At 72.9% G+C, this 25544-nt stretch carries 16 protein-coding genes; 11 read left to right on the top strand and 5 right to left on the bottom strand.

Going from position 1 to position 25544, the window contains the following annotated elements:
• Positions 1 to 7 precede the first annotated feature (7 nt).
• Both ACFZA0_RS33110 and ACFZA0_RS33115 read left to right on the top strand, forming a co-directional pair.
• Positions 8 to 1861, top strand: coding sequence for a SpoIIE family protein phosphatase (locus ACFZA0_RS33110; protein ID WP_391023850.1), 1854 nt, complete (start codon positions 8 to 10; stop codon positions 1859 to 1861).
• Positions 1858 to 2352: a response regulator gene (locus ACFZA0_RS33115; protein WP_391023852.1), complete on the top strand. Its 495-nt coding sequence runs from the start codon at positions 1858 to 1860 to the stop codon at positions 2350 to 2352. Before ACFZA0_RS33110 ends, ACFZA0_RS33115 begins: the two co-directional genes overlap by 4 nt.
• Here ACFZA0_RS33115 and ACFZA0_RS33120 read toward each other — a convergent pair.
• The 3 genes from ACFZA0_RS33120 to ACFZA0_RS33130 form a co-directional block, all read right to left on the bottom strand.
• A complete protein-coding gene (locus ACFZA0_RS33120; RefSeq protein WP_391023854.1) occupies positions 2289 to 4640 on the bottom strand; it encodes an ATP-binding protein in 2352 nt (783 codons plus the stop codon). The two genes, ACFZA0_RS33115 and ACFZA0_RS33120, sit on opposite strands and share 64 nt — an antisense overlap.
• Before the next feature lie 197 nt (positions 4641 to 4837).
• Positions 4838 to 5185, bottom strand: coding sequence for a PRC-barrel domain-containing protein (locus ACFZA0_RS33125; RefSeq protein ID WP_391023856.1), 348 nt, complete (start codon positions 5183 to 5185; stop codon positions 4838 to 4840).
• A gap of 243 nt (positions 5186 to 5428) precedes the next feature.
• Complete coding sequence (locus ACFZA0_RS33130; RefSeq protein ID WP_391023969.1) at positions 5429 to 5602, bottom strand: CsbD family protein; 174 nt, start codon at positions 5600 to 5602, stop codon at positions 5429 to 5431.
• Positions 5603 to 6022: 420 nt separating this feature from the next.
• Here ACFZA0_RS33130 and ACFZA0_RS33135 point away from each other — a divergent pair, with 420 nt between their 5' ends.
• Positions 6023 to 6193, top strand: coding sequence for a hydrophobic protein (locus ACFZA0_RS33135; RefSeq protein WP_391023858.1), 171 nt, complete (start codon positions 6023 to 6025; stop codon positions 6191 to 6193).
• 134 nt (positions 6194 to 6327) lie between these two features.
• Here ACFZA0_RS33135 and ACFZA0_RS33140 read toward each other — a convergent pair whose 3' ends face one another.
• Positions 6328 to 7122, bottom strand: a complete 795-nt coding sequence (locus tag ACFZA0_RS33140; protein WP_391023860.1) for a hypothetical protein — start codon at positions 7120 to 7122, stop codon at positions 6328 to 6330.
• Positions 7123 to 7916: 794 nt separating this feature from the next.
• Between ACFZA0_RS33140 and ACFZA0_RS33145 the strand changes: the two genes are divergently transcribed.
• Both ACFZA0_RS33145 and ACFZA0_RS33150 read left to right on the top strand, forming a co-directional pair.
• Positions 7917 to 11252 carry a right-handed parallel beta-helix repeat-containing protein gene (locus tag ACFZA0_RS33145; protein WP_391023862.1) on the top strand — a complete coding sequence of 1112 codons (3336 nt, stop codon included), beginning with the start codon at positions 7917 to 7919 and terminating at the stop codon, positions 11250 to 11252.
• 77 nt (positions 11253 to 11329) lie between these two features.
• Complete coding sequence (locus ACFZA0_RS33150; protein ID WP_391023864.1) at positions 11330 to 12760, top strand: S8 family serine peptidase; 1431 nt, start codon at positions 11330 to 11332, stop codon at positions 12758 to 12760.
• 91 nt (positions 12761 to 12851) lie between these two features.
• Here the strand turns inward: ACFZA0_RS33150 and eccCa are convergent, their stop codons facing one another.
• Complete coding sequence (gene eccCa / locus ACFZA0_RS33155; RefSeq protein ID WP_391023971.1) at positions 12852 to 16778, bottom strand: type VII secretion protein EccCa; 3927 nt, start codon at positions 16776 to 16778, stop codon at positions 12852 to 12854.
• A 375-nt stretch (positions 16779 to 17153) separates the two neighbouring features.
• Between eccCa and eccD the strand changes: the two genes are divergently transcribed.
• The 6 genes from eccD to ACFZA0_RS33185 all read left to right on the top strand — a co-directional run bounded on the left by eccD (position 17154) and on the right by ACFZA0_RS33185 (position 25458).
• Positions 17154 to 18554 (top strand): type VII secretion integral membrane protein EccD, encoded by a 1401-nt coding sequence (eccD, locus tag ACFZA0_RS33160; RefSeq protein WP_391023866.1) that lies wholly within the window; start codon positions 17154 to 17156, stop codon positions 18552 to 18554.
• Between the two features lie 151 nt (positions 18555 to 18705).
• Positions 18706 to 20367: a type VII secretion protein EccB gene (eccB, locus tag ACFZA0_RS33165; RefSeq protein ID WP_391023868.1), complete on the top strand. Its 1662-nt coding sequence runs from the start codon at positions 18706 to 18708 to the stop codon at positions 20365 to 20367.
• Positions 20368 to 20634: 267 nt separating this feature from the next.
• Positions 20635 to 20973 (top strand): hypothetical protein, encoded by a 339-nt coding sequence (locus tag ACFZA0_RS33170; protein WP_391023870.1) that lies wholly within the window; start codon positions 20635 to 20637, stop codon positions 20971 to 20973.
• A gap of 109 nt (positions 20974 to 21082) precedes the next feature.
• Positions 21083 to 21406, top strand: coding sequence for a WXG100 family type VII secretion target (locus ACFZA0_RS33175; RefSeq protein ID WP_391023872.1), 324 nt, complete (start codon positions 21083 to 21085; stop codon positions 21404 to 21406).
• A gap of 124 nt (positions 21407 to 21530) precedes the next feature.
• The gene (locus tag ACFZA0_RS33180) at positions 21531 to 21980 is read left to right on the top strand and encodes a type VII secretion system-associated protein (RefSeq protein WP_391023874.1); all 450 of its coding nucleotides are present in this window, start codon (positions 21531 to 21533) and stop codon (positions 21978 to 21980) included.
• 70 nt (positions 21981 to 22050) lie between these two features.
• Complete coding sequence (locus tag ACFZA0_RS33185; RefSeq protein ID WP_391023875.1) at positions 22051 to 25458, top strand: AAWKG family protein; 3408 nt, start codon at positions 22051 to 22053, stop codon at positions 25456 to 25458.
• Positions 25459 to 25544: the final 86 nt, after the last annotated feature.

The raw sequence follows: 25544 nt of genomic DNA on the forward strand, positions 1-25544 counted from the left end.
GGAGGAGGTGGACATCGTGAGCGTGGTGAACGAAGACGACGGGGCGGACGGCCCCGCGGACGCCGACTGGGCGGCGCGGCTGCACGCGCTGTGGATGACCACCGCCGATGTCTCCGACGTCACCGGCATGGCCGACCACGTCTACGCCCTGCTCCTCGGCCGGCCCGGTGTGGTGGCCGTGGCCGGCAGCCGCTGGTGCGGGAGCTCCCTGCGCTACGCCCGGCATCTCACCGACGCGACCGGGCAGAGTCGCCCGGTCACCGCCGTGGCGGAGCCCGGGGGCGGCCCGGACCCCTCCGGCGCGGCACGGCACCGGGAGGTGCGCGACCGTGCGGGGGACGGGCTGCTCGTCGTCGCGCGCGATCTCGGTGACGACGCGGCCCGCGCGGGCGAGCACGACGGCGCCCACGGCCCCGCCCGTTTCGACCCCGAGCACGGGCTGCTCGCCGCCGCGGGTGCCAAGTTCGCCCTGGAGTGCCGCTTCTCGTTCGGCGACGGCGACTGGGCCGCGGTGTCCGTGGGGCTCGCCTCCCCCGTCGCCGACGACGCGCCGCTGCGCCGGCAGCTCTCCCAGGTGTGCGACGTGCTGGTGGCCATCAACCGGCGCATCGGGGTCGACCGGGCCCACGAGCGGCGGCAGATCGAGGAGGCGTTCCTCGCCGAGGCGTCCCTCCAGATGGACGAGAGCCTCGACATCGAGGAGACCCTCAGCCGGGTGGCACGGCTCGCCGTGCCCGCCGTGGCCGAGGGGTGCGTGGTGCACCTGTTCCGTCCGGAGGGGCCGCTCGTGCCCGTCGCCCACGCGCACGTGGCGGCCACCGCGCAGGGCTGGCTCGCCGGCACCGCCGAGGACGACCCGTGGTTCGCGGAGAGCCTGCGGCTGGTCACCGGACGGCGCCACGGCGTGGTGCTGCACGGGCCCGAGCTGGCCGGCGGCCCCTTCGGGCCGCGCGCGGAGGGGCCGGGCAGCACGGTGCGCGCCGTCAGCATCAGCCCGCTGCGCGCCCGCGGCCGCGCGCTCGGCACGCTGAGCTTCCTCTACGAGCGGCCCGACGACGACATCAGCGACCTGCGGATACTCGACGACCTGGCGCGCCGCGCCGCCCTCGCCATCGACACCAGCACCGCGTACGAGCTCCGCCGCCGGCACGTGGAGCAGCTCCAGCGGCACCTGCTGCCGCCCACGCTGCCCACCCCGGAGGGGCTGCGGCTGAACGCCGCGTACGCGGTCGCCGACGCGTCCCTCGACGTCGGCGGCGACTTCTACGACGCGGTCCGGCACGGCGACAGCGTGGCGCTGTTCATCGGCGACGTCTGCGGTCGCGGTGCCGAGGCGGCGGCCATGACGGGCCTCGCGCGGCACACGCTCAGGACGCTGCTGGAGGAGGGCGCGGCCCCGGCGCTCGCGCTGGAGCGGCTGAACTCGGCGCTGGTCCGCGAGGGCGTCTCGCGCTTCGTCACCGCGCTGGTCGCGGTCCTCGTACCGGACGGCGACGGCGGCTGGGTGATGGAGACCGCGAGCGCCGGTCACCCGCGCCCGCTGGTGCGGCGGGCCGACGGCGACGTGGAGGAGGTCCCGGCGGGCGGTCTGCTGCTGGGCGTGCTGCGGGACATCCACTACACGCCGGTCACGACGCGGCTGCGCCCGGACGACACCCTGGTGATGTTCACCGACGGGCTCACCGAGGCACGCGACGACGACGGCGTCATGTTCGAGGGGCGGCTGCCGGACGCGGTGCGGCGCTGCGGCGCGGCCCCCGACGACGCCGCACAGCAACTGGTCGGCCTCGCCGAGGCGTTCCGTACGACCGGCGACGACGACACCGCCGTACTGGTGGCGCACGTGAGGGAAGGGCGGTGACGGTCGTGCCGGAAACCTCGGCAGAGGTCGACCACGGACGGGTCCTGGTGGTCGAGGACTCGCAGGAGGACGCGGAGGCCATCGAGCGGGCGCTGCGGCACACGCATCCCGAGCTGCGGCTCGACTTCACCTCCCGGGGCGAGGGGGTGGTCGACGCGCTGCTCGGCGCCGACGTGCTGCCCGGTCTGCTGCTGCTCGACCTGAACATGCCGGGCCTCGGCGGCCACGCGCTGCTGCGCTCCCTGCGGGCGCAGCCGCGTCTGTCCGCGGTCACGGTGGTGGTGTTCACGTCGTCGACCGCGCCCGCCGAGGTGGAGGAGTGCTACGCGGCCGGTGCGGACAGCTACATCTACAAGCCGGTCAACTTCGCTTTGTTCCGTACGGTGTTGAAGGGCGCGGTCGACTACTGGCAGCAGTCCGTCCGCCGTCAGGAGCCGTCGGCGGGACCCGGGGCGGACGCGGCGTCCGAGCCGCCGGCCGGGGCCGCCTGAAGGGTGAAGCAGAACGCCGTGCCCACGCCCGGCGTGCTCTCCAACCACAGCCGTCCGCCGTGCCGTTCGACGATCCGCTTGACCACGGCGAGACCCACACCGGTGCCGCCGCCGCGCTCGGTGGGCCCGTGCAGCCGCCGGAACAGGTTGAACACCTCGGCCTGCTGGTCGGCGGCGATGCCGATGCCGTTGTCCCTCACGACGACCGCCTGTTGGGGGCCCGCCGCGCCGGGCGGCACCATGTTCTCGACGCCGACGCGGACCGTGCGGTGGTCGTGGTCGCCGGCGTACTTGGCCGCGTTCACCAGGAGGTTGACGAGGACCTCGTAGAGGCGGTCCGGATCCGCGTGCACGGTGGGCAGTTCGCCGCGCAGGACCGTCACCCCGTCCTGCGCGAGGCGGGGGCCGGCGACCTCCAGGGCGGCGTCGAGCACCTCGGCGAGGGAGACGTCCCGGCCGCGCAGCCCGGAGCGGCCCAGCCGGGCGTAGTCCAGAAGGGAGTTGAGGAGTTCGTCCATGCGGCCGGCCAGCCGCTGCATGGTCTCCAGACGGCGCAGGGTCGTGGGGTCGAGCCCCGCCGCGTCCTCGATCGCGAACGTCGCGGCGTTGGAGATCCCGCGCAGGGGTTCCTTCAGGTCGTGCGCGGCGACGTGCGCGAAGGAGTCCAGGTCGAGGTTGGTCAGGCGCAGTTCCTCGTTGAGCAGTGCGAGGGCGTCGGCGTGGCGCAGGACCAGGCCGGTGAGGATGCGCCACAACTCCAGTGCGGTGGCGGTGTCGTGGGAGGTCCAGGGCAGGCTGCGGCCGCGCATGACCGAGCGGAACACGGCGCCCGAACCGCGCGGGGTGAGCCGCTCGCCGCGCGGTCCGACCCGGACCGGGACGGCGGGGTCGGCGGCCCACTGGCGGGGCATCGGCCGCTCGTCGCGCGTCCACGCGAGGAACTCGCCCTCCCCGCTGAGCGGGATCAGCAGGACGCCCGCGGGACCGGCGGAACCGTCCTCGGCCGTGTCGGGCGAACGGCCCGCCTCCGCGAGGAGTGTCTCGGGCAGCCGGTCGGTCGACCACAGGGAACCCGGCGTCAGGCCGGTCGCGTAGCCGCGCAGGGTGGCGACGAGCGTTTCCGGGGCGGGGACGCCCCAGGTGGTGACCCGGCCGCCGCGGGCGAGGACGAGTCCGTCGGCGTGCAGGAGGGCGCGGACGGCGGCCTCGTGCTCCGGCAGGGACTCCTCCAGGCCGCCGTCGAGCAGGGCGGCGATCGCCGCGGTGCGCTCGCTGGTCTCCAGGAGGGCGCCGGCGCGGTCCTTCTCCTCGATGGCGGCGAGCTGGAGGGAGAAGGCGGCCCCGAACAGCTCGCACGCGGAGCGGACCTCGGGACTGAGGCGGGCGGGCGCCGCGCCGTGACAGGCGATGAGGCCCCAGAGCGCGCCGTCACGCAGGACGGACACGGACATCGAGGACCGTACGCCGATGTTGCGCAGGTACTCCAGGTGGAAGCCGGAGACGGTGCGCAGGACCGACTGGGAGAGGTCGAGCGGCCGGCCGGTGGCGGGGCGGACCTCGGGGTACAGCCGGACGCTGACGTCGTCGACGTCGGGGATGACCCGGATCCAGTTCTCCCGGTACAGCCGGCGGGCCTGCGGCGGGATGTCGGTGGCCGGGAACCACAGGCCGAGCCAGGGTTCCCAGTGGTCGACGACGTCCTCGGCGACGACCTCGCCGGGACCGTCCTCCTCGTCGAAGCGGTAGGCGACGACCCGGTCGAAGCCGGTGAGGGCACGGATCTCGCGCACGGCGCGGTCGCAGCACTCGGCGACGGTGCCGGAGGAGCGCAGGCGGGTCAGGGCGGCGCGCAGGCCGCGGTGGAAGCCGGTGAACCCGAACGCGTCGGCCTCCGCGCGAGGCTCGAACTCCAGCACGAGCAGGCCGTCGCGGCGGTGGGCGGAGAGGTCGAAGGGGCGTTGGTGGCCGTCGGCGCCCGCCGTGACGGGGAGCGCGACGGCGGTGTCGTCGTCGGCCGTGGCGCCGAGCGCCTCCGCGAGGTCCTCGGCGGCCACGACCCGGGTGACCGGGGAGCCGGCCAGGGACGCCGCGTCGACGCCGAGGACGGCTCCGGTGTTCGCGGCGGCGGTGTCGACGAGACCGGTGGCGGTGTCCACGGCCAGAAGCGTGCCGTGGGACTGGATGCCGCCCAGCAGATGGATGGGCTCGCGCACGCACTCCGTCAGGTCGAAGCCGCCGGGCACCGACGCCTCCGCCGACCGGGACCGGTCGGACAGCCAGTTCTCCACCTCGAAGCGCCTTCCACGGGGACGGCCGCCCTCCGGGCGCGGAGGACGGGTTCCGTCATCCTTTCACCGGGTGGGGCATGCCGCCGGTCCGGGAGGCGGGCCGGGAGAAGTGCCGGGCCGGGAGTCGGGCCGGGAAACGGCCGCGGGGGACGACGACCGGTTGCCGGTCGTCGTCCCCCGCGCGGGATGGGTCCTGATCAGTGACCGCTGCCGTAGTGGCCGCCGAGCTGGTCACGGTAGTTCGGGTCGCCGAGGTGCTTCTCCTTGTCGAACTCCGGCGCGTCCTTGATCTGCTCCTTGGTGTAGGAGACCTGGACGGTCTTGTCGCCGTGGTCGATGGCGGTGACCGCGCCGGCCGGCAGCAGGACCTCCTTGCCGAAGATCCACACGCCGGTGTCGACGACGATGTACTGCGAGTCGACCTCGTAGGAGTGCTTGTCGACCTTGCCGATGTGGCCGTCGGCAGCCTCGACCTTGTAGCCGGTCAGGTCGGTGTCGGCGGTGTGGCCGGCGGTCGGGCCGTAGTTCCAGATGTTCTCGCTCATGGAGACCTCCGTGGTTGTGGTGGGCCGGGGCGGTGGCCCCGTCACGGTTGTGCGCAATGTGTATTCCACGATCGGCGCCGCACCGGGTTCTCCGGAAAGGCGGGCCGACACCGGGGGAAACCCGGAATTCTCAAAAGTGCGATACGTGCGGCACATAAGAAAGGCGGCCGGGCGCCACGCTGTCGCGTCGCGAAGGGGCGGAAACGGTCCTGCCGTTCCGCCCCTTTCGAGCGCGGTTCCGCATCAGTGACGGAAAGCGTCCTTGCCCTTTTCCTTGGCCTGGCGGGCGTCGCCCTTGACCTGGTCGGCACGGCCCTCGGCGGTCATGCGCTCGTTGCCGACCGCACGGCCCGTGGCCTCCTTGACCTTGCCCTTGGCCTGCTCGCCCTTGGCCTTGGCCTTCTCGTTGGCGGTCACTGCGCTCACATCCCAACATCTCGACGTCGTGTGACGAGACTTCGGGTGATCCGAAAAGGAGGGCCTAAACCTGCACACCGATTCTTCTCCTTCCGATCACTCGCGCGGGCCGCTTCATCAGCGCTCCAACCTCCCTTTTTCCCGGGCCCGATTGAGGCCCGGTCACATCAACTCCGGCCGTCGCCCGCACGGCGTCCGGTGAACGACGCGTACACAAAGGGGAGGACCGTAAAGCCGCGACGGCGGGCGTGCGCCGGTGACACGCGCGCGCCCGTGGGCCCGCGGGTACGAGGCGAGGGGGGCACGGCGGCACGCGAGGAAAAGAAGTTACAGTTCCCCCACACTTCGCGAAAAAACCTGCCACTTCCTCCGCGTGTTCTCCGGAAGCAGGGGCACACGGAGCAGCGGAGGTTGATAACTATGGTTCCCCTGATTCTCGTTCTTCTTCTCGCCCTGATTCTCTTCGGTGCCGGCTTCGCGCTGAAGGCACTCTGGTGGATCGCCGTCATCGTGTTGATCGTGTGGGTGGTCGGCTTCTTCGCCCGCTCCACGGGTTCCGGCGGCAGCCGCGGTCGGTGGTACCGCTGGTAAGTCCCCCCGGGGACACCACTGTTGAGAGAGACCGGCTGAACCGACGGTACAGAGCGACCAGCGGTACGGCGTGAAAGAGGGGCGGTGGCCCCGGCAGCGATGCCGGGCCCACCGCCCCTTTCGCGTGCCGCCGCTCAGTGCTGGGTGTTGGCGGCCCAGACGGGCGTCGACCCGTCGTAGATCACGACGTTGCCGTCGCCCTGGAGGACCAGGGTGGCGCCGTTGTGGCCGGGGGTCTGGGACGCCCACACCGGACTGTTGGACGACGTGTAGACCACGAGGTTCCCGTCGCCCTGGAAGACCGCGTGGTAGTTGGAGCCGAAGGTGTGGGACGCCCAGCGCGGCTTGCCGTTCTCGTCATAGATCACGAGGTTGCCGTCGCTCTGCATGACCAGTCTGGCGAGCGTGGCACTGACCGACTGGCCCGCCTGGAGCACCCGCGTGGCGTGCACGACGACGGTGGTCGCGCCGATGTGCGGGTCCTTCGGCTTCGGCTTCGCCTTCGCGGTGGCGGACGCGGCGGCCTTCGGCTTCGCCGTCGCCTTCGGCGACTTGGTGACCGACGGAGACGGCGACACCACGACGGGGGCCGCGCGCACGGGGGCCTTCTCCGCCTTCACTGAGGGGGTCCGCGAGGGCGACGCCTCGCGGGACGCGTCGGCGGAGGCGTACGCGGCCCCGGGCGCGCCCGTTCCGTCGCCGCCCAGCACGGTGCCCGCCTGGCCGGCGTCGGTGACGGTGGTGTCCGGCGGGCCGCCGCCGGGCCGGGCCAGCAGCAGTACGGGCACGGCGACCAGCAGTGCGCCCACCAGGGCGGCGCCGGCCAGCAGGGGGCGGCCCGGACGGCCGACCTGCCCGGCGGTCCCGGCCTCGGGACCGGGGGGCGGTTCCGCGGCGGCTTCGGCGACGGCCGACGGCTCCTCCGACACCGCGGGCCGGGCCTCCTCCGCGGCGGCGGGGGCGGGGGTGCCGGGGGGCGGTGCCGCGGGGGCGGGGCCCCCGGGGGCGAGGACCGCGGCGACGGCGGCGGCGACGGGGAGCGCGGAGCCGGAACCGTCCGGGTCGAAACCGCCGGGGCCGGAACCGTGCGGCCCGGGTCCGGCTGCCGTCTCCGGACCTGCCGTCTCCGGAGTTGCCGTCTCCGGACCTGCCGTGTCCGGATCCGCCGGGTCAGAGCCCGGCGCGGTCGTGGTGCCGGCGGGTATTCGTCCGCCCGACGCGCCGGAAGTTCCGTGCCCGTCCGGCGTCTTGTGCGTGTTCCGCGTTTCCGTTGTGTCCGGTAAGGCGGCCGTCGTCCGTTCCTCGGCCGCCGGGGTCTTCCCAACTCCCGATGAATTCAGGGTTTCCAACGCGTTCGCAGTGTCCTGTGTGGCGCGGGGCGTACCGCTCGCGGCGGTCTCCACCGACATCGGCCCGTTCTCGGCCTGGTGTCCCATCCGTCCCATCCGTCTCACGTCATGAAGGGCGGCGCTTGCTCACCGTCATTCACTCATAATGTCAACCAACCCGCATTCCAACGCTGTTAACAATCTCGCCATCCAGGCGGCCTGCCTGGTGGGGCGGTTGGGGGCAGGACAATAATTCGAGCGCACGGCCCGCTCGGACCGCAGCCGGGAGACCGTTCCGCGCCGCCGTCCACGGGGTCGAGTGGGAACGCGCGTCCGAGGACGGCATGATGGGTCCTGCCCGCCGCCGACGGATGCCGATATGAGGAGGTCAGGGAGTGCGCCAGGTACTGACGGTCTGTCCGGAGGGCACCGGGGACGCCCGGACGATCGGCGATGCCCTGGCGAGGGCACGCGGTGGGGCGGTGCTGAGTGTGCGCCCCGGGACGTACGAGGAGAACCTCGTCGTCACCACCCGGGTGACCATCGTGGCCGAGCAGTCGCGGGGCAGCGTCCGGCTCGCCCCCCGGCAGGGCACGGTGATCTCGCTGCGCGCGGACGCGGTCATGCTGACCGACATCGTGGTGCAGGGCTCCGACGACAAGCTGCCGGCCGTCGACGCGTCGCACGGCCAGGCGGCCATGCAGGGCTGCGACCTGTCCGGCGCGGCCTGGACGACCGCGCTCGCCCGCGGCTCCGGGTCGCTGGCGATGCGCGACTGCCGGATATCCAGCCGGACCGGCGCGGGGGTCGTGGTGACCTCCCCGGTCGAGAGCTCCCTGGAGTCGTGCGCGCTGGAGCACCTGGGCACGACGGGGGTGGTCGTCGGCGAGCGCGGCCGGGTGAGCATGCGCGGCTGCACCGTGCGCGACGCGCGCGGCAACGGCATCCTCGCGAACGGCGACGCGCAGGGCACGGTCGAGGACTGCGACCTCTCCTCGACGGACAAGCCGTCGCTGGCGCTCGAGGAGCGCAGCGCGCTCAAGGTCGCGCGCACCGTGGTGCACGACACCGCGATCGGTGTGCACGTGACGAGTTCGGCGCGCAACGAGCTGGAGGACGTGCGGGTCAGCAACACCACCGGTCCCGGCATCATCGTGTCGCACGGCAGCGACCCTGTGCTGCGCCGCTGCCGCACCGCCCGCACGGCGGGCCACGGGCTGCTGGTCACGGACCGCGCGCGGGGCACGTTCGAGGACTGCTGGCTGACCCAGGCGCAGAAGCCGGCGCTGCGGGTGGCCGGTTCGGCGTCGCCGACGCTGACCGGGCTGACCGTGCGGGACGGCGACGAGGACGGCGTGGTCCTGGAGGAGGACGCGGCGCCCGAGCTGGACGGCCTGGAGGTGCTCGACGTCAAGGGCGCCGGCATCACCGTGCGCGGCGGCGCCAACCCGCTGGTGCGGCGCGCCCACGTCACGGGTGCGGGCGGTCACGGCCTGGTGGTGACGAAGGCCGGGCGGGGCCGCCTGGAGGACTGCTCGGTGGAGGCGCCCGGCGGCGCGGGCGCGCACGTCTCGGACGGTTCCAACGTCTACCTGGCCGGGTTCTCGGTCAACGGGAGCGGGGGCGCGGGCCTGGAGGTGGGTTCCGAGGGCAGTGTCGCGCTGCGCGACTGCGAGCTGGTCTCGGCCGGCGCCTCGGGCGTGCTGGTGGACTCGTCGGCCGAACTGTCCGCCACCCGCACCCGGGTGGCCGCGGCGGCGGAGCACGGCTTCCTGGTCCGGGAGGGCGGTCGCGCCTCCCTCAACGGCTGCGACGCGGCGGGCAACGGCCGCGACGGCATCCGGGTCGAGAGCGAGGCCCCGGTGTCGGTGGTCGGCTGCACGGTCCGCGACAACCGCGGCGGCGGCCTCGTCCAGTCGAAGGCGGGCGACCGGCTCGCGGTCGAGAACCTCACCTCGACCGGCAACGAGCAGCGCGACGCCTGGGGGTTCGGGGAGGCCGAGGGCACCGACCCGGCGGGCACGGTGCCGGCCGAGGACGGGCCGCAGCGCCCCGACGGTCCGATGGCGGCGCTGGAGGGCCTGATCGGCCTCGACAACGTCAAGGAGCAGGTGCGCACCCTGGTCAACCTCACTCAACTGGCGCGCAGGCGCGCCCAGTTGGGCATGTCGGCGCCGCCGATGAGCCGGCACCTGGTCTTCGCGGGACCGCCCGGTACCGGTAAGACGACGGTCGCCCGGCTGTACGGCACGATCCTCGCGGAGCTGGGCGCGCTGCGCTCGGGGCACCTGGTCGAGGTCTCGCGCGCCGACCTGGTGGCCCAGGTCATCGGCGGTACCGCGATCAAGACCACGGAGACCTTCGAACGGGCCCTGGGCGGCGTGCTGTTCATCGACGAGGCGTACACCCTAACCGCCGACTCCCGCGGTTCGGGCGCCGACTTCGGCCGGGAGGCCGTGGACACGCTGCTGAAGCTGATGGAGGACCACCGCGAGGACGTGGTGGTGGTCGCGGCCGGCTACTCGGGCGAGATGCGCAGCTTCCTCGGCTCCAACCCGGGCCTGGCGTCCCGCTTCTCGCGCACCGTGGAGTTCGAGAACTACGCGGTGTCCGAGCTGGTGGAGATCGTCGAGAGCATGTGCCTGCGCCACCAGTACGTGCTGGACGAGGCGACCCGCAAGGCGCTCGCCGTGCACTTCGACCGGATACCGAAGGACGCGGGGTTCGGCAACGGCCGTGCCGCGCGGCAGGTGTTCGAGGAGATGGTGGACCGGCAGGCGGTCCGGCTGTCGGCGCTCAGCGACGTCAACGAGCAGGACCTCTCGCTGCTGATGCCGCAGGACATCAGCGAGGAGGCTGCCCAGGACGCCGCCGCGGGTCCGGACGGGGTGGACGCCGGCGAGGACGCGCTGAGCAGGCTGGACGAACTGGTGGGCCTCGGCGCGGTCAAGCGCGACGTGACCGACCTGGTGAACCTGGTCTCCACCGCGCGCCAGCGCGAGGCGGCCGGACTGCCCGTCCCGCGGATCAGCCACCACCTGGTCTTCACCGGGCCGCCCGGTACCGGCAAGACCACGGTGGCCCGCCTGTACGGCGAACTCCTCGTGTCGCTGGGGGTGTTGCCGCGCGGCCAGCTCGTCGAGGTGTCGCGCGCGGACCTGGTCGGCCGGTACGTGGGCCACACCGCACAGTTGACCCGTGAGGTCTTCGAACGGGCCCTGGGCGGCGTGCTGTTCATCGACGAGGCGTACACGCTGACGCCGCGCGAGGCGTCCGGCTCGGACTTCGGCCGGGAGGCCGTGGACACGCTGCTGAAGCTGATGGAGGACTACCGCGACCAGGTCGTGGTGATCGTCGCCGGCTACACCCGGGAGATGGAGGGCTTCCTCGCCTCCAACCCCGGTCTGTCGTCCCGGTTCTCGCGGCGCATCGAGTTCGCGGACTACTCCTCGGACGAACTGGTCACCATCGTGCGGGCACACGCCGCGCAGGCCGGCTACGAGTGCGGCGCGGGCCTCGGCCCGGTGCTGCGGCGGTACTTCGACACGCTGCCGCGCGACCGCTCGTTCGGCAACGCGCGCACCGCCCGCCAGGTGCTGGAACGCATGATGACGCGGCAGGCGGGCCGGCTCTCCAGACTGGCCGCGCCCAGCCTGGACGACCTGCGGATTTTGCTGCCGGAGGACCTCGCGGACCCGTCGCACGCCCCGAGCACGGCGGGCGGCGCGTGAGCGGGACCGGTGCCGCCCCGCGGGGCGGCACGGGTCCCCGCACGACGGACAACCCCACAACCACGGAGCTGAGTTCGGTGGACGGTTCGGTTCGGCACAGGACGGGCGCCGCCGCCCCGACCGCGCGGCGGCGCACGGCGCGCCCGGCGTCGGCCGGGCTCGCGCTGCTGGTCGCGGCCGGTGCCCTCACGGTGACGGCGGCGCCCGCGTCGGCGGCCGACGGCACCGTACGGCTGCCGGTGCTTCCGGCCACGGTGGACGCCGACGACCCGTGCACCGCGGGTTCCTCGCAGCGGGCGACGGCGGTGCCGTGGGAGCAGACGGGTCTCCAGCTCGGCCGCGCCTGGCAGTTCGCCTCCGGCGCGGGCGTCACCGTCGGCGTGGTCGACACGGGCGTGTCGCTGAAGGCGCCGGCGCTCGACGGCCGGGTGACGGCCGTGGGCGACGCGGGCACCGACTGCGTCGGGCACGGCACGTTCGTGGCCGGTCTGGTCGCCGCCGGGCAGCGCAGCGGGGTGCGGTTCGCGGGCGTCGCCCAGCGGGCCCGCATCCTCGCCGTGCGGGGCAGCGACGAGCGGGGCGCCGTCACCGCCGACCGGGTGGCCCAGGGCATCACGGACGCCGTGAACGGGGGCGCCGACGTGGTGACCGTCTCGGCCGCGCTGCCGGCCGACTCCGCGGCGCTGCGCTCGGCGGTGGCCCTGGCGAAGAAGAAGGACGTCCTGGTGGTCGCGGCGGCCGTGCCGGACGCGCCGGAGAGCGCCTCCAACACCAGTCCCCCGGCCCGTGACTTCTACCCGGCCGCCGACGACGGGGTGCTCTCCGTCCTCGACGTCGACGTGAACGGCGACCGCCCGGACGGCGCCTACACCACCGACAGCGCCCAGCTCTCCGCGCCCGGCGACGGGGTGGTCGGCATCGGCCCCGCGCGCGACGGCCACTACATCGGTTCCGGGGCCTCCCTGTCGGCCGGGTTCGTGGCCGGGGCCGCCGCGCTGGTGCGCTCGGTCCACCCCGAGTTGAGCGCCGCGCAGACGGCGAGCCTGCTGCGGTCCTCCGCCTACCCGGCGGACGTGCCCCGCGTCGACCCGTACGCGGCGGTGACCGGGGTGCTCGCCACCTCCGCGTCCCCCTCGGCCTCGGCCCCCGCGGGCGGTCCTCCCGGCGGCGCCGCCCCCGGGCCGGACTTCTCCCCGGTGCGGATGCCCGAGGACAGGGCGGCCGGTCCCATGCGGCGGGCGATGTGGCCGGCGGTCACGGGGCTCGTGGTGGTGTGCGTGGTGGTGTGGGCGGCCCTGCTGCTGCCGCGCGGCCGGCGCATCGGCTGGCGTCCGACCCGGCCCGGCGCCCACGGCCCGGCGGGCGGCCCGCCCCGGGGCACCGGACCGGACACCGACCTGCCCGACAGCGCGTTCCCGGAGGCGGTGGCACCGGACGCCGTGTCGCCCGCCGCCGCCCCGGTCGGCACCTCCCCGCAGCCCGGTTCGGGGAACGCCTTCACGGGCTGACCCGGCCGCGCCGCCGGCACATGGCGGAGGGCCCCCTCCACGACGTGGAGGGGGCCCTCCGCCATGTGCCGGCGCCCGGAGCGCCGTCCGCTCAGACCTCGGTGCCCGCTGCCAGCGCCGTCTGGATGAGGACGGGCTTGCGCCGGACGATGTGCAGGGCGCGGCCCGGCGGCAGGGTGCGCGGCTTGACGTTGCCGAAGACGTACCCCTCGGACGGCGGGCACGACATGAGGACGCCGGGGGTGTTGACCTCGTCGAGGCGGCGCAGCAACTGGTCGTTGAGACCGCGTCCCGCGCCGGTCGCCGAGCGCACCGCGACGACGTGCAGGCCGAGTTCGTGGCCGAGCGCGAGGTGTTCGAAGAGGGCGGCGAAGGGGTGGTCCATGATGCTGCCGCCGCCGACCATGTCGTAGTCGTCGACCAGGACGAACAGCCGGGGCCCGGTCCACCAGTCGGCGGCCTTCATGCGGGCCGGGGTGATCTCCGGGCCGGGCAGCCGGGTGCGCAGGGCGCGGGCGGAGCCGTCGACGAGCTGCTTGAGCGCGTCGAGGGACACCGCGTGGCCCAGCCGGTACGCCTCGGGCACCGCGTCGACGAGTTCGCGCCGGTAGTCGACGACGAGGATGCGGGCCTCGTCCGGCGTGTACCTGGCGACGACCGCGTCGGCGACGAGGCGCAGCAGGTTGGTCTTGCCGCTCTCGGTGTCGCCGACGGCCACGAGGTGCGGGGTCCGCGCGAAGTCGTGCCAGACGGTGGACAGGGTCTCCTCGTCCTGGCCGAGCGGGATGCGCAGGCCGTCGCCGAGTTCGGGTGCGGGCAGCTCGGCGGCCGGGAGCTGGTGCGGCAGCATCCGCACCTGCGGGGCGCGCGGCCCGGTCCAGTGGGAGGCGATCCGCTCGACGAGGTCGGCGACACCGTCGCTGAGGGTCTCGGGGTCGTTGGAGCCGTCGACGCGGGGCAGCGCGGCGAGGAAGTGCAGCTTGCTGTCGACGGTGAGACCGCGCCCCGGGGTGCGCGGCACCGTGGCCGCCTTGCGGATGTCGACGACGGAGTCCATCGTGTCGCCGAGCCGCAGTTCGAGGCGGGTGGCGGACTGGTCGCGGACGGGGGCGGTCAGTTCCAGCCAGCGCGCGGTGGCGACCACGAGGTGGACACCGTAGTTGAGGCCGCCGGTGGCGATCTGGTTGAACGTCGGGATGAACTGGTCGAAGTTCTGCCGGACGGTGGACCAGCCGTCGACGACGAGGAACACGTCACCGTGCGGCTGGTCGGCGAACTCGCCCGCCGCGCGGCGCCGCCGGTAGGTGGTCATGGAGTCGATGCCGTTGTCGAGGAAGAACTGCTCGCGCTGCGTGAGCACGGCGGTGACCTCGGCGATGGTACGGCTGATGCGCTCGCTGTCGAGGCGGGCGGCGACGCCCGCGACGTGCGGGAGCCCGGCGAGCTGGGAGAGCGTGCCGCCGCCGAAGTCCAGGCAGTAGAACTGCACTTCGCGGGGGGTGTGGGTGAGCGCGAGGCCGGTGATCAGGGTGCGCAGCACGGTCGACTTGCCGCTCTGCGAGCCGCCCGCGACGGCGACGTGGCCGCCCGCGCCGGCGAGGTCCACGACCAGGGGGTCGCGGCGCTGGTCGAAGGGCTTGTCGACGAGGCCGACGGCGACGCGGAGCTTGCCGACGCCCTTCCAGCGGGTGGCGCTGAGTCCGCGCTGCGGGTCCGCTCCGATGCCGCCGAGCAGTTCGTCGACGGTGACCGGTTCGTCGAGCGGCGGCAGCCACACCGGGTGCGCGGGCGGCCCGGAGTCGCGCAGCCGGTCCAGGGCGACGGACAGCAGCGTGGAGCCGTCGTCCTCCTGCTCCGGCTCGGGCACGACGGGGGCGGGCGCGGGGGCGCGGGGGACGACGTAGCCGGACGACCAGGGCACCACCTGGGTGGCGACGCGGGCCTGCGCGACGGCGCCGCCGCGGCGCCGGTAGGAACCGGAGACGTACGCGGCGCGGAAGCGGGTCAGCGCCTCGACACCGCTCTTGAGGTAGCCGGCGCCGGGCTGGGAGGGCAGTTCGTAGGCGTCGGGGACGCCGAGCACGCCGCGCGACTCCATGGCGGAGAAGGTGCGCAGGCCGATCCGGTAGGAGAGGTGCGACTCCAACTGGTGCATGCGGCCCTCGTCGAGGCGCTGCGAGGCGAGCAGCAGGTGGACGCCGAGCGACCTGCCGAGGCGGCCGATCATCACGAACAGCTCCATGAACTCGCGGTGCGAGGCGAGGAGTTCGCTGAACTCGTCGACGACGACGAAGAGGCTCGGCAGCGGGGCCAGGTCGGCGCCGCCGGCGCGGGCGCGCTCGTACTCCAGGGCGGAGGTGTAGTTGCCGGCGGAGCGCAACAGCTCCTGGCGGCGGATGAGTTCACCGTGCAGGGCGTCCTGCATGCGGTCCACGAGGGCGGCCTCGTCGGCGAGGTTGGTGATGACCGCGGAGGTGTGCGGGAGTTCGTCGAGACCCAGGAAGGTGGCGCCGCCCTTGAAGTCGACGAGGACGAAGTTCAGGGTCTCGGAGGAGTTGGTGAGGGCGAGGCCGAGCACGAGGGTGCGCAGCAGTTCCGACTTGCCGGAGCCGGTCGCGCCGATGAGCATGCCGTGCGGGCCCATGCCGCCCTGCGCGGACTCCTTGATGTCGAGTTCGACGGGGCGCCCGTCGGCGCCGACGGCGACCGGGACGCGCAGCCGGCCGGCGCCGGTGTGCCGCCGCCAGACGGTGTCGGGGTCGAGGCGGTGCAGGTCGGGGATGCCGAGCAGGGTGGTCAGCTCGACGTCGGTGGCGAGCGGTTCGGCCGCGTCCGCGGTCAGGCCCATCCGGTACGGGGAGATCAGCCGGGCCAGCGACTCGGCGGCGACCGGGCCGAGCCGGTCGGGGCGGCCCAGGACGGTGGTCTGCTCCTTGCGGCTGCGGTCGGTGCGCACCAGGGACACCGCCTCGGGGACGACGTCCAGGCGCAGCGAGGTCCGGCCGGGCCGCCAGGTCAGCGAGCCGGAGAGGTCGAGGATGACGGCGTTGCGGTAGCCGGGTCCGTCGAAGCGGTGACCGCCGGGCACGGTCGCGCCGTCGACCACGACGACGACGAAGGGCTCGTCACGGCCGGGCACGGCGTCGGGGTCGAAGGCGGGCCGCTCGGCGAACTCGCTGCCGAGCAGGTCCTCCAGGTCGGCGAAGGCGGAGGCGACCATGCGCAGCGGTCCCGCGCCGTCGGTCTCCTGCGGATGCTGGTTGTGCGGCAGCCACTTGGCCCACTCCCACTCCGCACGCCGGGCGTCCGTGGCGCACACGGCGATCCACAGCTCCTCCGGCGGGTGGAACATGGCCAGTTGGGCGAGGGCGGCGCGCAGCATGTCGCGGGAGGCGCGCTCGTCGCCGCGCAGCAGCACCCGCGACCAGGACCGCAGGTAGAGCGCGATGGGCTGGCCGGGCACCGAGCTGTAGGCGCGGATGAAGCGGCGCAGCGCGTGCGCGCACAGCGGCTCCAGGTCCTCGACCGGCTTGGTGGACAGCGGGTTGAGGCGCATCGCGAGTTGCTGGTCGCCGACGGCGATGCGCACCTCGGCGAAGTCGTCGTCCTTGACGCGGCGTTCCCACAGCCGGGTGGTGCGCACCATGCTGCGCAGCAGCCGGGGCTCGGGGTGCCGCCAGGACAGGGCCAGTTGCTGCTCGACGACGGCGCGCTGCACGGTGCGCCGGGTCTGGGCGAGGTAGCGCAGGTAGTCGCGGCGCTCGCCGCGCAGCCGCTGCTTGCGGTCGCCCGCCTTGCGCATGACCTGACCGACCATCATGGCGGCCGCGGCCATCACCATCATGCCGAGCGCGATGTACATCATGATGCCGCTGGTCGATCCGCCCGACCGCAGGAACATCATCATCATCGAGACCGACATCATGGCCATCGGCAGGTAGGTCCACACCGCGGAGCTGTCCGGGACGGTCTCCGTCAGGGTCGGCGGTTCCTGGAGGGTCAGCTCACCTCCCGGCATGGACGGTCCGCGGCGGCGGGCCGGACGTCGGAACAGGACCACGCTCAACGCTCTGGCTCCTTACGGGGGTTCGCGCACCGCGGCGGTACGTGGGGACGGGCGCGGCGACTGCCCCGGTGCGGTCGGGACCGGACGGCCGGGGCGACGGGCGCGGGGGCCTGTCGGCAGGACCGTTCGGCGGGACCGTACGGGACGGCGGTGCACCGGAGTGCGACCTGCGGGAAAACGCCTTGTTAACACCGTTTGCCGGGACTCCCGTTGGCATCGCGCCGAGGGAGTGTCAGTAGTGTGCACCCCGTCAACTCCGTAAGTCCATGTCACCCCCTCCCGCCCCGCGACCCCCACGAACGACGCCAGGAGACGTGAGCCCCGGTTATGACCGAAAGTTCCGTGGCCGGACTGTGCCACCTGACCGTGCGCGCCCCCGGCCGCACCATCGACCTCGCCGTGCCGTCCGACGTGCCGGTGGCGGACCTGTTGCCCACCGTGCTGCGGTACGCGGGCGAGGACGCCGAGGAGCAGGGGCTGGAGCACGACGGCTGGGTGCTCCAGCGGCTGGGCGGCAAGCCCCTCGACGAGGAGGCGACGCTCGCCTCCCTGGACCTGAAGGACGGCGAGGCGCTCCATCTGCGGGCGCGCACCGAGGCGTTGCCCGAGGTGCGGCTCGACGACCTGGTGGACGGCATAGCCTCCGTCACCCGCGACCGCCTGCACGGCTGGAGCGAGGTGGCGGCGAAGCGGCTGCTGCGGGCCCTGATCGCGGTGACGGTGCTCGCCGCCCTCGCCCTGCTGGCCTGGCCGCACGGCCCGGTGGCGCTGCGCGCCGCGACCGCCTGCGGCACCGGCCTGCTGCTGCTCGCCGGCGCCGCGTCGGCGAGCCGCGCGATGGACGACCCGGCGACCGGCGCCACCCTCGGCTTCCTCGCCTCCCCGGCGCTGGCGCTGGCGGGCTGGCTGCTGCCGGGCGGCGAGCTGACCGGCGCGCAGGCCCACCAGGTGTTCGGCGCCCGCCTGCTGGGCGCGGCGGCGGCCTGGGCGGGCGGCGCGGTGCTCGCGCTGGCCGCGGCGGCGGCGCGTACGCCGCTGTTCCTGGCGTCGGCGCTGGTGGCCATGGCCGCGGCGGTGGGCGCGGTGCTGATGTCCGTGTTCGACGTGCGGGCGGCCGGTGCGGCCGGTGTGGTGGCGGCGCTCACGGTGCTGCTCGGGGGTGTGGTCCCGGCGTTGTCGTTCCGGTTCTCCGGCATGCGGATGCCGGCGCTGCCGACCAACGCGGGCCAGCTCCAAGAGGGCATCGACCCGTACAACGGGCGTGACGTGGCGGTCCGTACCGAGCTGGCGGGCGAGTGGATGACCGCGCTGTACGGCGCGACGGGCGCGCTGGCGTCGTCGTGCCTGGTGGCCCTCACGTACCGGCCGAACCTGCCGGGGGTGCTGTGCGCGGTGGTGCTGTCGCTGCTCCTGCTCCTGCACGGGCGGGGCCTGGTGAACACCGCGCAGCGCCTCGTGCTTGTACTGCCGGGCGCCTGGGGCCTGTTGCTGCTCGCGGGCGGCTGGGGGCTGACGCTGGGCGGCGAGGACCGGGCGCTGCTGGTGGTCGGTCTGCTGGCGGTCGCGGCGACACTGACGATCGCGGTGTGGACGGTGCCGGGGCGGCGGATGGTGCCGTACTGGGGCCGGGCGGCGGAGGTGCTGCACACCACCCTGGCGATCGCGCTGCTGCCGCTGACGCTGTGGCTGCTGGGCGTGTTCGGCACGCTGCGCGGCGTCAACGGCTGACCCGGGGGCCGCCGTCGCGCGCCGGTGAGGCGGCGCGAGCGGCGGACCCACCCGAACCGACCCCGATGCCCGGGGAGTTCCGAGGAACTCCGGACGACGGGCCGCCCGGCGTTCCGTGCCGGGCGACGACCGAAGGAAGCAGGAGGCGACCGTGCGGTCCAAGCGCGACCAGGTGCAGGCGCACACGTTCATGATGGGGCGGCTGACCTCCGGCATGCTGCTGGCCGACCCGGACGCCCCGGAGAGCCCACTGGGCCGCACCACGCGCGGTGCCCTGATCGGGCTGATCGTGGGCGTCCTGGTGTCGGCCGGAGCCCTGGTGTACGGCTTCATCAAGCCGGGCGGCAACGACAGTTGGCGCTCCGGCGACACCCTGATCGTGAACAAGGACACCGGCGCCCGCTACCTCTACGCGGACGGGCGGCTGCGCCCCGTGCGCAACTACGCCTCCGCGATGCTGATCGGCGGCGCCGACCTGTCGACGACGGCGGTGGGCACCGCGTCGCTGTCCGGCACCCCGGTGGGCACGCCGGTCGGCATCACGGGCGCCCCGGACACCGTGCCCGGCACGGGCAGCCTGGAGACGTCGGCGTGGCTGGTGTGCTCGACGGGTTCGGGGACGCCGACCACCCTGGTGCCGGGCGCGCCCGTGCAGACCAGGGCCGTCGGCGCGGACAAGGCCGTGCTGGTGCGCGGGCCGGACGAGCGGACCTACCTGGTGTGGCAGGGCAGCCGGCTGCGGCTCGACGAGAAGTCGGGCGCCGCGGTGTCCCTCGGCTACGGCTCGGTGACCCCGCGCCCGGTGTCGGCGGCGTTCCTGGACGCCCTGGTCGCCGGACCGGCGCTGTCCACCCCGGAGGTGTCCGGGCGCGGCGACAAGGGGCCCGAACTGGGCGGCTCGGCGACGCGGCTGGGCCAGGTGTTCCGGGTGCGGGTGACCGGTTCCGGCAGCCAGGAGTACGTGCTGCGCAAGGACGGCCTGTACCCGGTGACCGCGACGCAGGCGGCCCTGCTGCTCGGCGACCCGGCCACCCGCAAGGACGCCTACGCCGGCGCCGCGCCCTCGGTGACCGACCTGGGCGCCTCGGACCTGCGGGCCCACCAGGCGCCGGGCACCGCGGGCGAGGAGGCGTCGGCGGGCGGCCTGCCGGTCGCGCCGCCGCGGATCACCTCCGTGGACGCCGCGGAATCGGCGTGCGCGCAGGTCAGCAGTGAGAGCGGCGGTACCCGGGTGGCGTCGGTGCTGGTCGACTCGGCGCTGCTGGTGCCGGCCGCGCAGGCGGACACGTCCGCGATGACGGGCGCGTGCGTGGCCGTCGACCGGGTGGTGGCCCGGCCGGGCCACGGCACGCTCGTACGGGCGCTGGGCGCGGCGGGCGCGACGGTCGGCGACACGACGTACCTGGTGGACGACGACGGTGTGAAGTACCGCATAGCGGACGCGACGTCGCTCAAGGCCCTGGGCTACGACGGGCAGCCGGTACGGACCGTGCCGTCGCCGCTGCTGTCGATGCTGCCGACGGGCCCCGAACTGAGCGCGAAGGCCGCCTCGAACGCCGCCGCGGCCCCGGGCGGCGGAACCCCCGTGGACGCGGCGCAGCAGTGCGGCAGCGCGACCGGGCGGGGCGCGTCCGGCACCGCGGTCAAGGGTCCGGAGGGCGGCACCGGGCCGGCGTCCGGCGGCACGCCGGCCGCGCCGAAGGGTGCGGGAGACGGAAGCGGAAGCGCCACGAGCGGGTCCGGGGGCGCCCCGGCCGGCTCCGGGAGCGCGTCCGGCGACTCCGCCGGGTCGGGTGTCGTGTCGTCCTCGTGACAGGGGGCCGACACGACGGGGACAACGCTCGCGCAGAGTTCCTGACGTGACGTCACTCACACGGCCCCGGATGCCCGAAAGGGCCGCCCACCGGCCGGAAGGGCCGTGCGGCGTGCACTCTGTTCCGGCCAGATTGCCTGTGGGTTAAGGCAGTTGGAAAGGTGGCCGGGCCAACCTCAGATTTTCCTCAGCCAGTTGTCAGCACAACTTTGGTCACCCTAGGCTCATTGAGCCTGCAACATCATCCGATAGTGGAAAGGTGGGACGATGGCGGGAGACGGCCAGCAGTCAAGCGAACAATCAACCCGGAACGGAATCCAGTCGCTGGAGAGCGCGTTCAGCGGGATCATGAAGATCCGCGGAGACGTCGACAGCACCCGGTCCACTCTGGGAAGCGGCTACCAGGGCAGCGACGGTGGCCAGTACGGCCAGCTCCTGACCCAGTGGGACAACCAGTGCAACGTCATCCTGAAGAACCTCGAGGATGTCATCGACCGGCTCAACCAGAGCCTGGCCGAGCACCAGAAGACCCAGGGCTCCTCGAACGACTCGATCAACCAGGCCTACAACTCGGCCCAGTCGGCCTTCGACCAGCTGGTCGGCTGACGCTCGCCGGTACGTTCCGGCCCCCGGGCCCCGGCCACGCCACCGGCCACCCGGTGACCTACCGGTCGAGCCCCACCCCCACCCGCCAACAGCGCGAGAGAGGCAGACCGTGGCAGACAACCTGACCGACGGTTACATCTACGTCAGCTACAACCACATGTCGAACGCGGCCGACGACATGGTCCAGCAGACCAAGGCGATCGCGCAGACGCTGTCGAACCTGGAAGCGGAGCTCAACGAGCTCTCCAAGACGTGGTACGGCAACGACGCGGACACCTACCGCCAGAAGCAGGCGGCCTGGGACGGCGCGGTGCACAACATGGAGACGCTGCTCACCTCGCACGCCCAGCTCCTGTCGGACATCTCGTCGAGCTACCAGTACAGCGAGAACTCGCTGAGCCAGATGTGGTCCGAGGTCACGATCGGCCGCTGAGCACACCGCCCGTCCACCGCACCGTCCGGACCCCTTTCCCGGCCGGTGCGGTGCGGGTGCCCCCCGCCGGAACACCGCCGCACCGCCCGACCGGTCGGCGCCCCGCCCCGTGAGTGGAGCCCTCATGGCAGACCTGACGCACCTGGACTCGACGGCGCTGAAGAACTTCAAGAACAACGATGTCGCGGACTTCATCACCGCCCTGCTGAACATCCGCAAGGACAACGCCGGCGTGCGGTCGCTGAAGAACCTCGTGGCGGAGACCGGGGAGAACTCGGCGGCCGGTGCCGCCAAGATCCTCAGCATCGGCCTCATGAACGGCGGCGACTCCGCGGACCCCGTCGGCGGCGCCGCGCTCGTCGAGGCGCTCACCACGTCGGCGGGCGGCATCGACAAGATCTTCACCAGCCAGAAGACGCTGTTCGACGACATCGACGACGCCCTCGACGAGACGATCACCACCCTGCTGAAGACCCAGGGCACCAGCCTCGACTCGATCGACGGCGAGAAGCTGCTCGACATCTTCGACACCGTCGACGGCGACATGAGCGGCACCGGCGACGACAACTCCTGAGAGACACCGGACCGGCTGAGCCGCCTCCGCCCCCGAACCCCCCACCACCACCTGCGGAGCCCCGTTCCCCATGGCCGACGACACCAGTACCTCCGGTACCGCCTCCTACGACCCGGACGACTACTTCGCCGAGGCCGTCGTCAACTTCACCGGCTACACGATCCCCCCGCGTTCGACGATCTTCGACGGACTCAGCAGCGACAGCGGCGACGACTTCTCCGACCTGAAGCTGTTCCGGATGGACATCCAGGGCATCGGCATGCGCGCGGTGACCGAGTCGGACTACTCGGCGATCGGCGGCTGGCACGTCAACAGCGGCGAGGACTACGACCTCGCGTTCTACGACGCGGGCGGCGACGGCGCGCACAGCAGCGTGAGCCTGAAGAAGGCCCGGATCGTGATGATCGGCGTCACCGTCGACGAGAACGGCCGGGCGACGCTCTGGGGCGACGGGCAGGTCACCAGCGGCGGCAAGTTCGAGGGCTCCTACTCGCACGTGCAGTGGGACTCCGGTCCGATGGCCCAGTACATATCCGGCAGCAAGCTCGCGCTCGACACGCTCCTGACGAGTCCCTACAGCACGAAGGGGTTCAGCTACAGCGGGCTGAGCGTGACCGACGCGAACGCCGTCGACCTGCACTCGTTCGAGACCACCGGGCAGTCCTTCGACCGGGCCAAGCAGTTCTTCGTGGACCGCTCGGACATCGTGAACCAGTGGATGACCTCGATGGGCGAGGACCAGGCGGCGTGGAAGGGCAAGGCGGCCAGCCTGTTCTGGCACCTTTTGGACGAGCTGAAGACCAACTACGACGGATACGTCAGCCAGTTGGGCGGCCGTGACTTCACGGCGACGAACAGCACCCTGGGCGGCTACGTCCCCAAGTCGAAGCTGAGCGACGCCCTGGCGGCCGCGCAGAAGTCGCTGTCCGACGCGGCCACGGCGATGCAGACCGCGTGGACCACGTGGGCCTCGGACGGCAAGCACGACCCGCACTACCACGTGAAGGCGATCCTCGACGAGCTCAGCAGCTGGGTCATCCACAACAACATCAACCACATCACCAAGCACACCTCCAGTTCCGGTGGCTACAACTACACCACCACGACCACGACGTACTCGACCGAGGCCGGCTTCAAGCAGACCTCCGACTACGGCGACCTCACCCAGCACACCACCTGGCAGAAGATCGCCGACGCCGCCGTGAAGGCCTGGTCGGACCACGCGGACAGCGTGCTCAAGCAGCCGGCCATCACCGCGCTGAGCAACGTGAAGAACGCGTGGGCCGACGTCGAGGACGCCTTCGCCGACGAGATCACCAACAAGAACAACGAGACGCTGGCGGAGGTCTACCAGGAGGAAGAGAACGACATCGCCGAACAGGAGGCCAAGGACAACAACGACAAGCTCAACGACGAGCTGAACGACCTGAACGACGGCCTCAACGACATGGGCGACGACTTCAACGACCTCAACGACGACCTGAACGACAGCCTCAACAACATCGGCGACAACTTCAACGACCTCAACGACGATCTCAACGACAGCCTCAACGACATCGGCGACAACTTCAACGACCTCAACACCGGCCTGAACGACAGCCTGAACGACCTCGGGGACGGGCTGAACGACAGCCTCAACGACGTCGGGGACGGCCTGAACAACCTCGGTGACGGCCTCGGCAACACGGACCTGAACACCGACAGCCTGCTGAACGGGGACGGGACCAACGATCCGTCGCTCGACCCCACGTCCCTGCTGACGAACAGCCTCCTCAACCCCCTGGGCGGGAACACCGGCACCGACACCGAGTCCTCGCTGAACTCCCCCACCGGCGCGTCCACCCAGCTCAACGACGACGGCACGCTCACCACGACCTACCCCGACGGGTCGACCCAGACCATCGACCCCGCCACCGGCCTGGTCACCACCACGTCACCGGACGGCACGTCGACGACCAGCCAGCTCAACCCGGGCACCACGATCACCAACCCGGACGGCTCGACCACGACGCTGAACGACGACGGCACGCTCACCACGGACTTCCCGGACGGTTCCTCGCAGACCCTCGACCCGACCACGGGCCAGGTCACCACGCTGAACCCGGACGGCACGGTCAGCTCCTCGACGCTGAACCCGACCGACGGCGCGTTCACCACGCCGGACGGCAACTCGGCACAGCTCAACGGCGACGGCACGCTGACCACCCACTACGGCGACGGTTCCACGGAGACGCTGAACCCCGACACCGGTCAGCTCACCGTCACCCATCCCGACGGCACGACCACCACGACCCACCTGGACCCCGGGGAGAGCTTCACCAACCCGGACGGCTCCACCACCACGCTCAACAGCGACGGCACGCTGACGACCAAGTTCCCCGACGGCTCCAGCCAGACGCTGAACCCGGACACCGGCGCGCTGACCACGACCGACGCGTCCGGCCACACCACCACCTCGCAACTGAACACCGACAGCGGCTCGTTCTCGACGCCGGACGGCGGCACCGCGCAGCTCAACAGCGACGGCACGCTCACCACCAAGTTCCCCGACGGCTCCACGGAGACGCTGAACCCGGACACCGGACAGGTCACCGTCACGAGCCCGGACGGCACGACCACCACGTCGCACCTGGACCCCGGGCAGAGCTTCACCAACCCGGACGGCTCCACCACCACGCTCAACAGCGACGGCACCCTCACCACCAAGTTCCCCGACGGCTCCTCCCAGACCCTGGACCCGGACACCGGAGAACTCAGCACCACCGACCCGTCCGGCCACACCACGACGACGGACATCAACGGCAGCGGGCTCTCCCCGTCCTCCCTCAACACGAGCAGCCTGGACACGAGCGGACTCGACACGTCGTCGCTCGACACGAGCGGTCTCAACTCCCCCTCGTCGCTGGACATCAACTCGCCGTCGAGCCTCAACGGCGGCGGCATCAGCACGAGTTCGCTGAACTCCCCGGGCGGTGCCGACTCCGGGGCCGGCGGCGAGTACGACGACTACGACAGCACCCCCTACTCCGGCGGCACCCTGCGCGCGGGCCTCGACGACACCGCCACGGCCGCCCTCAACGCGACCCCCACGTCCGACAGTTCGGCCTCGGGCGGGACACCGCTCAACCCGATGGGGATGGGCGGCATGGGCGGCGGCATGGGCGGCATGGGCGGAGGCGGCGGCGGTCAGGGCGGCAACAGCGAGCGCACGCGTGCCGTCCTCACCGACCCGGCCGGCACCTCGTCCCGGCGCGGGCGGGTCACCCGCGGCGCGGCGGAGGAGGAGGACGAGGACATCGTGATCACCCGGCCCACCACCTCCAGCGCCCCGTACCCGGTGGGCGGCGCGGGCAACGGCAGCGGGCAGGACGGGCGTTCCACGGAGAGCGGCGACCGGGCCCGCGAGGCGTGGCTCGCCGAGGACGAGGACGTGTGGGGCACGGACGAGGGCGGCGCCCCGGCGGTGATCGGCCGCTGAGCACCCCTCCGTACGCTGGGGACGCCGCAGGGTCGCGGCGCCCCCACGGAGGGGCCGGCGAGCGCCGGCGGGCAATGGACGAACGG

This window comes from Streptomyces sp. NPDC008150, from assembly GCF_042956945.1.
Taxonomy (GTDB): domain Bacteria; phylum Actinomycetota; class Actinomycetes; order Streptomycetales; family Streptomycetaceae; genus Streptomyces.

Coding starts and splice junctions, on each gene's coding strand:
- ACFZA0_RS33125 (WP_391023856.1), bottom strand. CDS start 5,185: ATGAGCGAGAACATCTGGAACTACGGCCCGACCGCCGGCCACACCGCC.
- ACFZA0_RS33135 (WP_391023858.1), top strand. CDS start 6,023: ATGGTTCCCCTGATTCTCGTTCTTCTTCTCGCCCTGATTCTCTTCGGT.
- eccCa (WP_391023971.1), bottom strand. CDS start 16,778: ATGCCGGGAGGTGAGCTGACCCTCCAGGAACCGCCGACCCTGACGGAG.
- eccD (WP_391023866.1), top strand. CDS start 17,154: ATGACCGAAAGTTCCGTGGCCGGACTGTGCCACCTGACCGTGCGCGCC.
- ACFZA0_RS33170 (WP_391023870.1), top strand. CDS start 20,635: ATGGCGGGAGACGGCCAGCAGTCAAGCGAACAATCAACCCGGAACGGA.
- ACFZA0_RS33180 (WP_391023874.1), top strand. CDS start 21,531: ATGGCAGACCTGACGCACCTGGACTCGACGGCGCTGAAGAACTTCAAG.
- ACFZA0_RS33185 (WP_391023875.1), top strand. CDS start 22,051: ATGGCCGACGACACCAGTACCTCCGGTACCGCCTCCTACGACCCGGAC.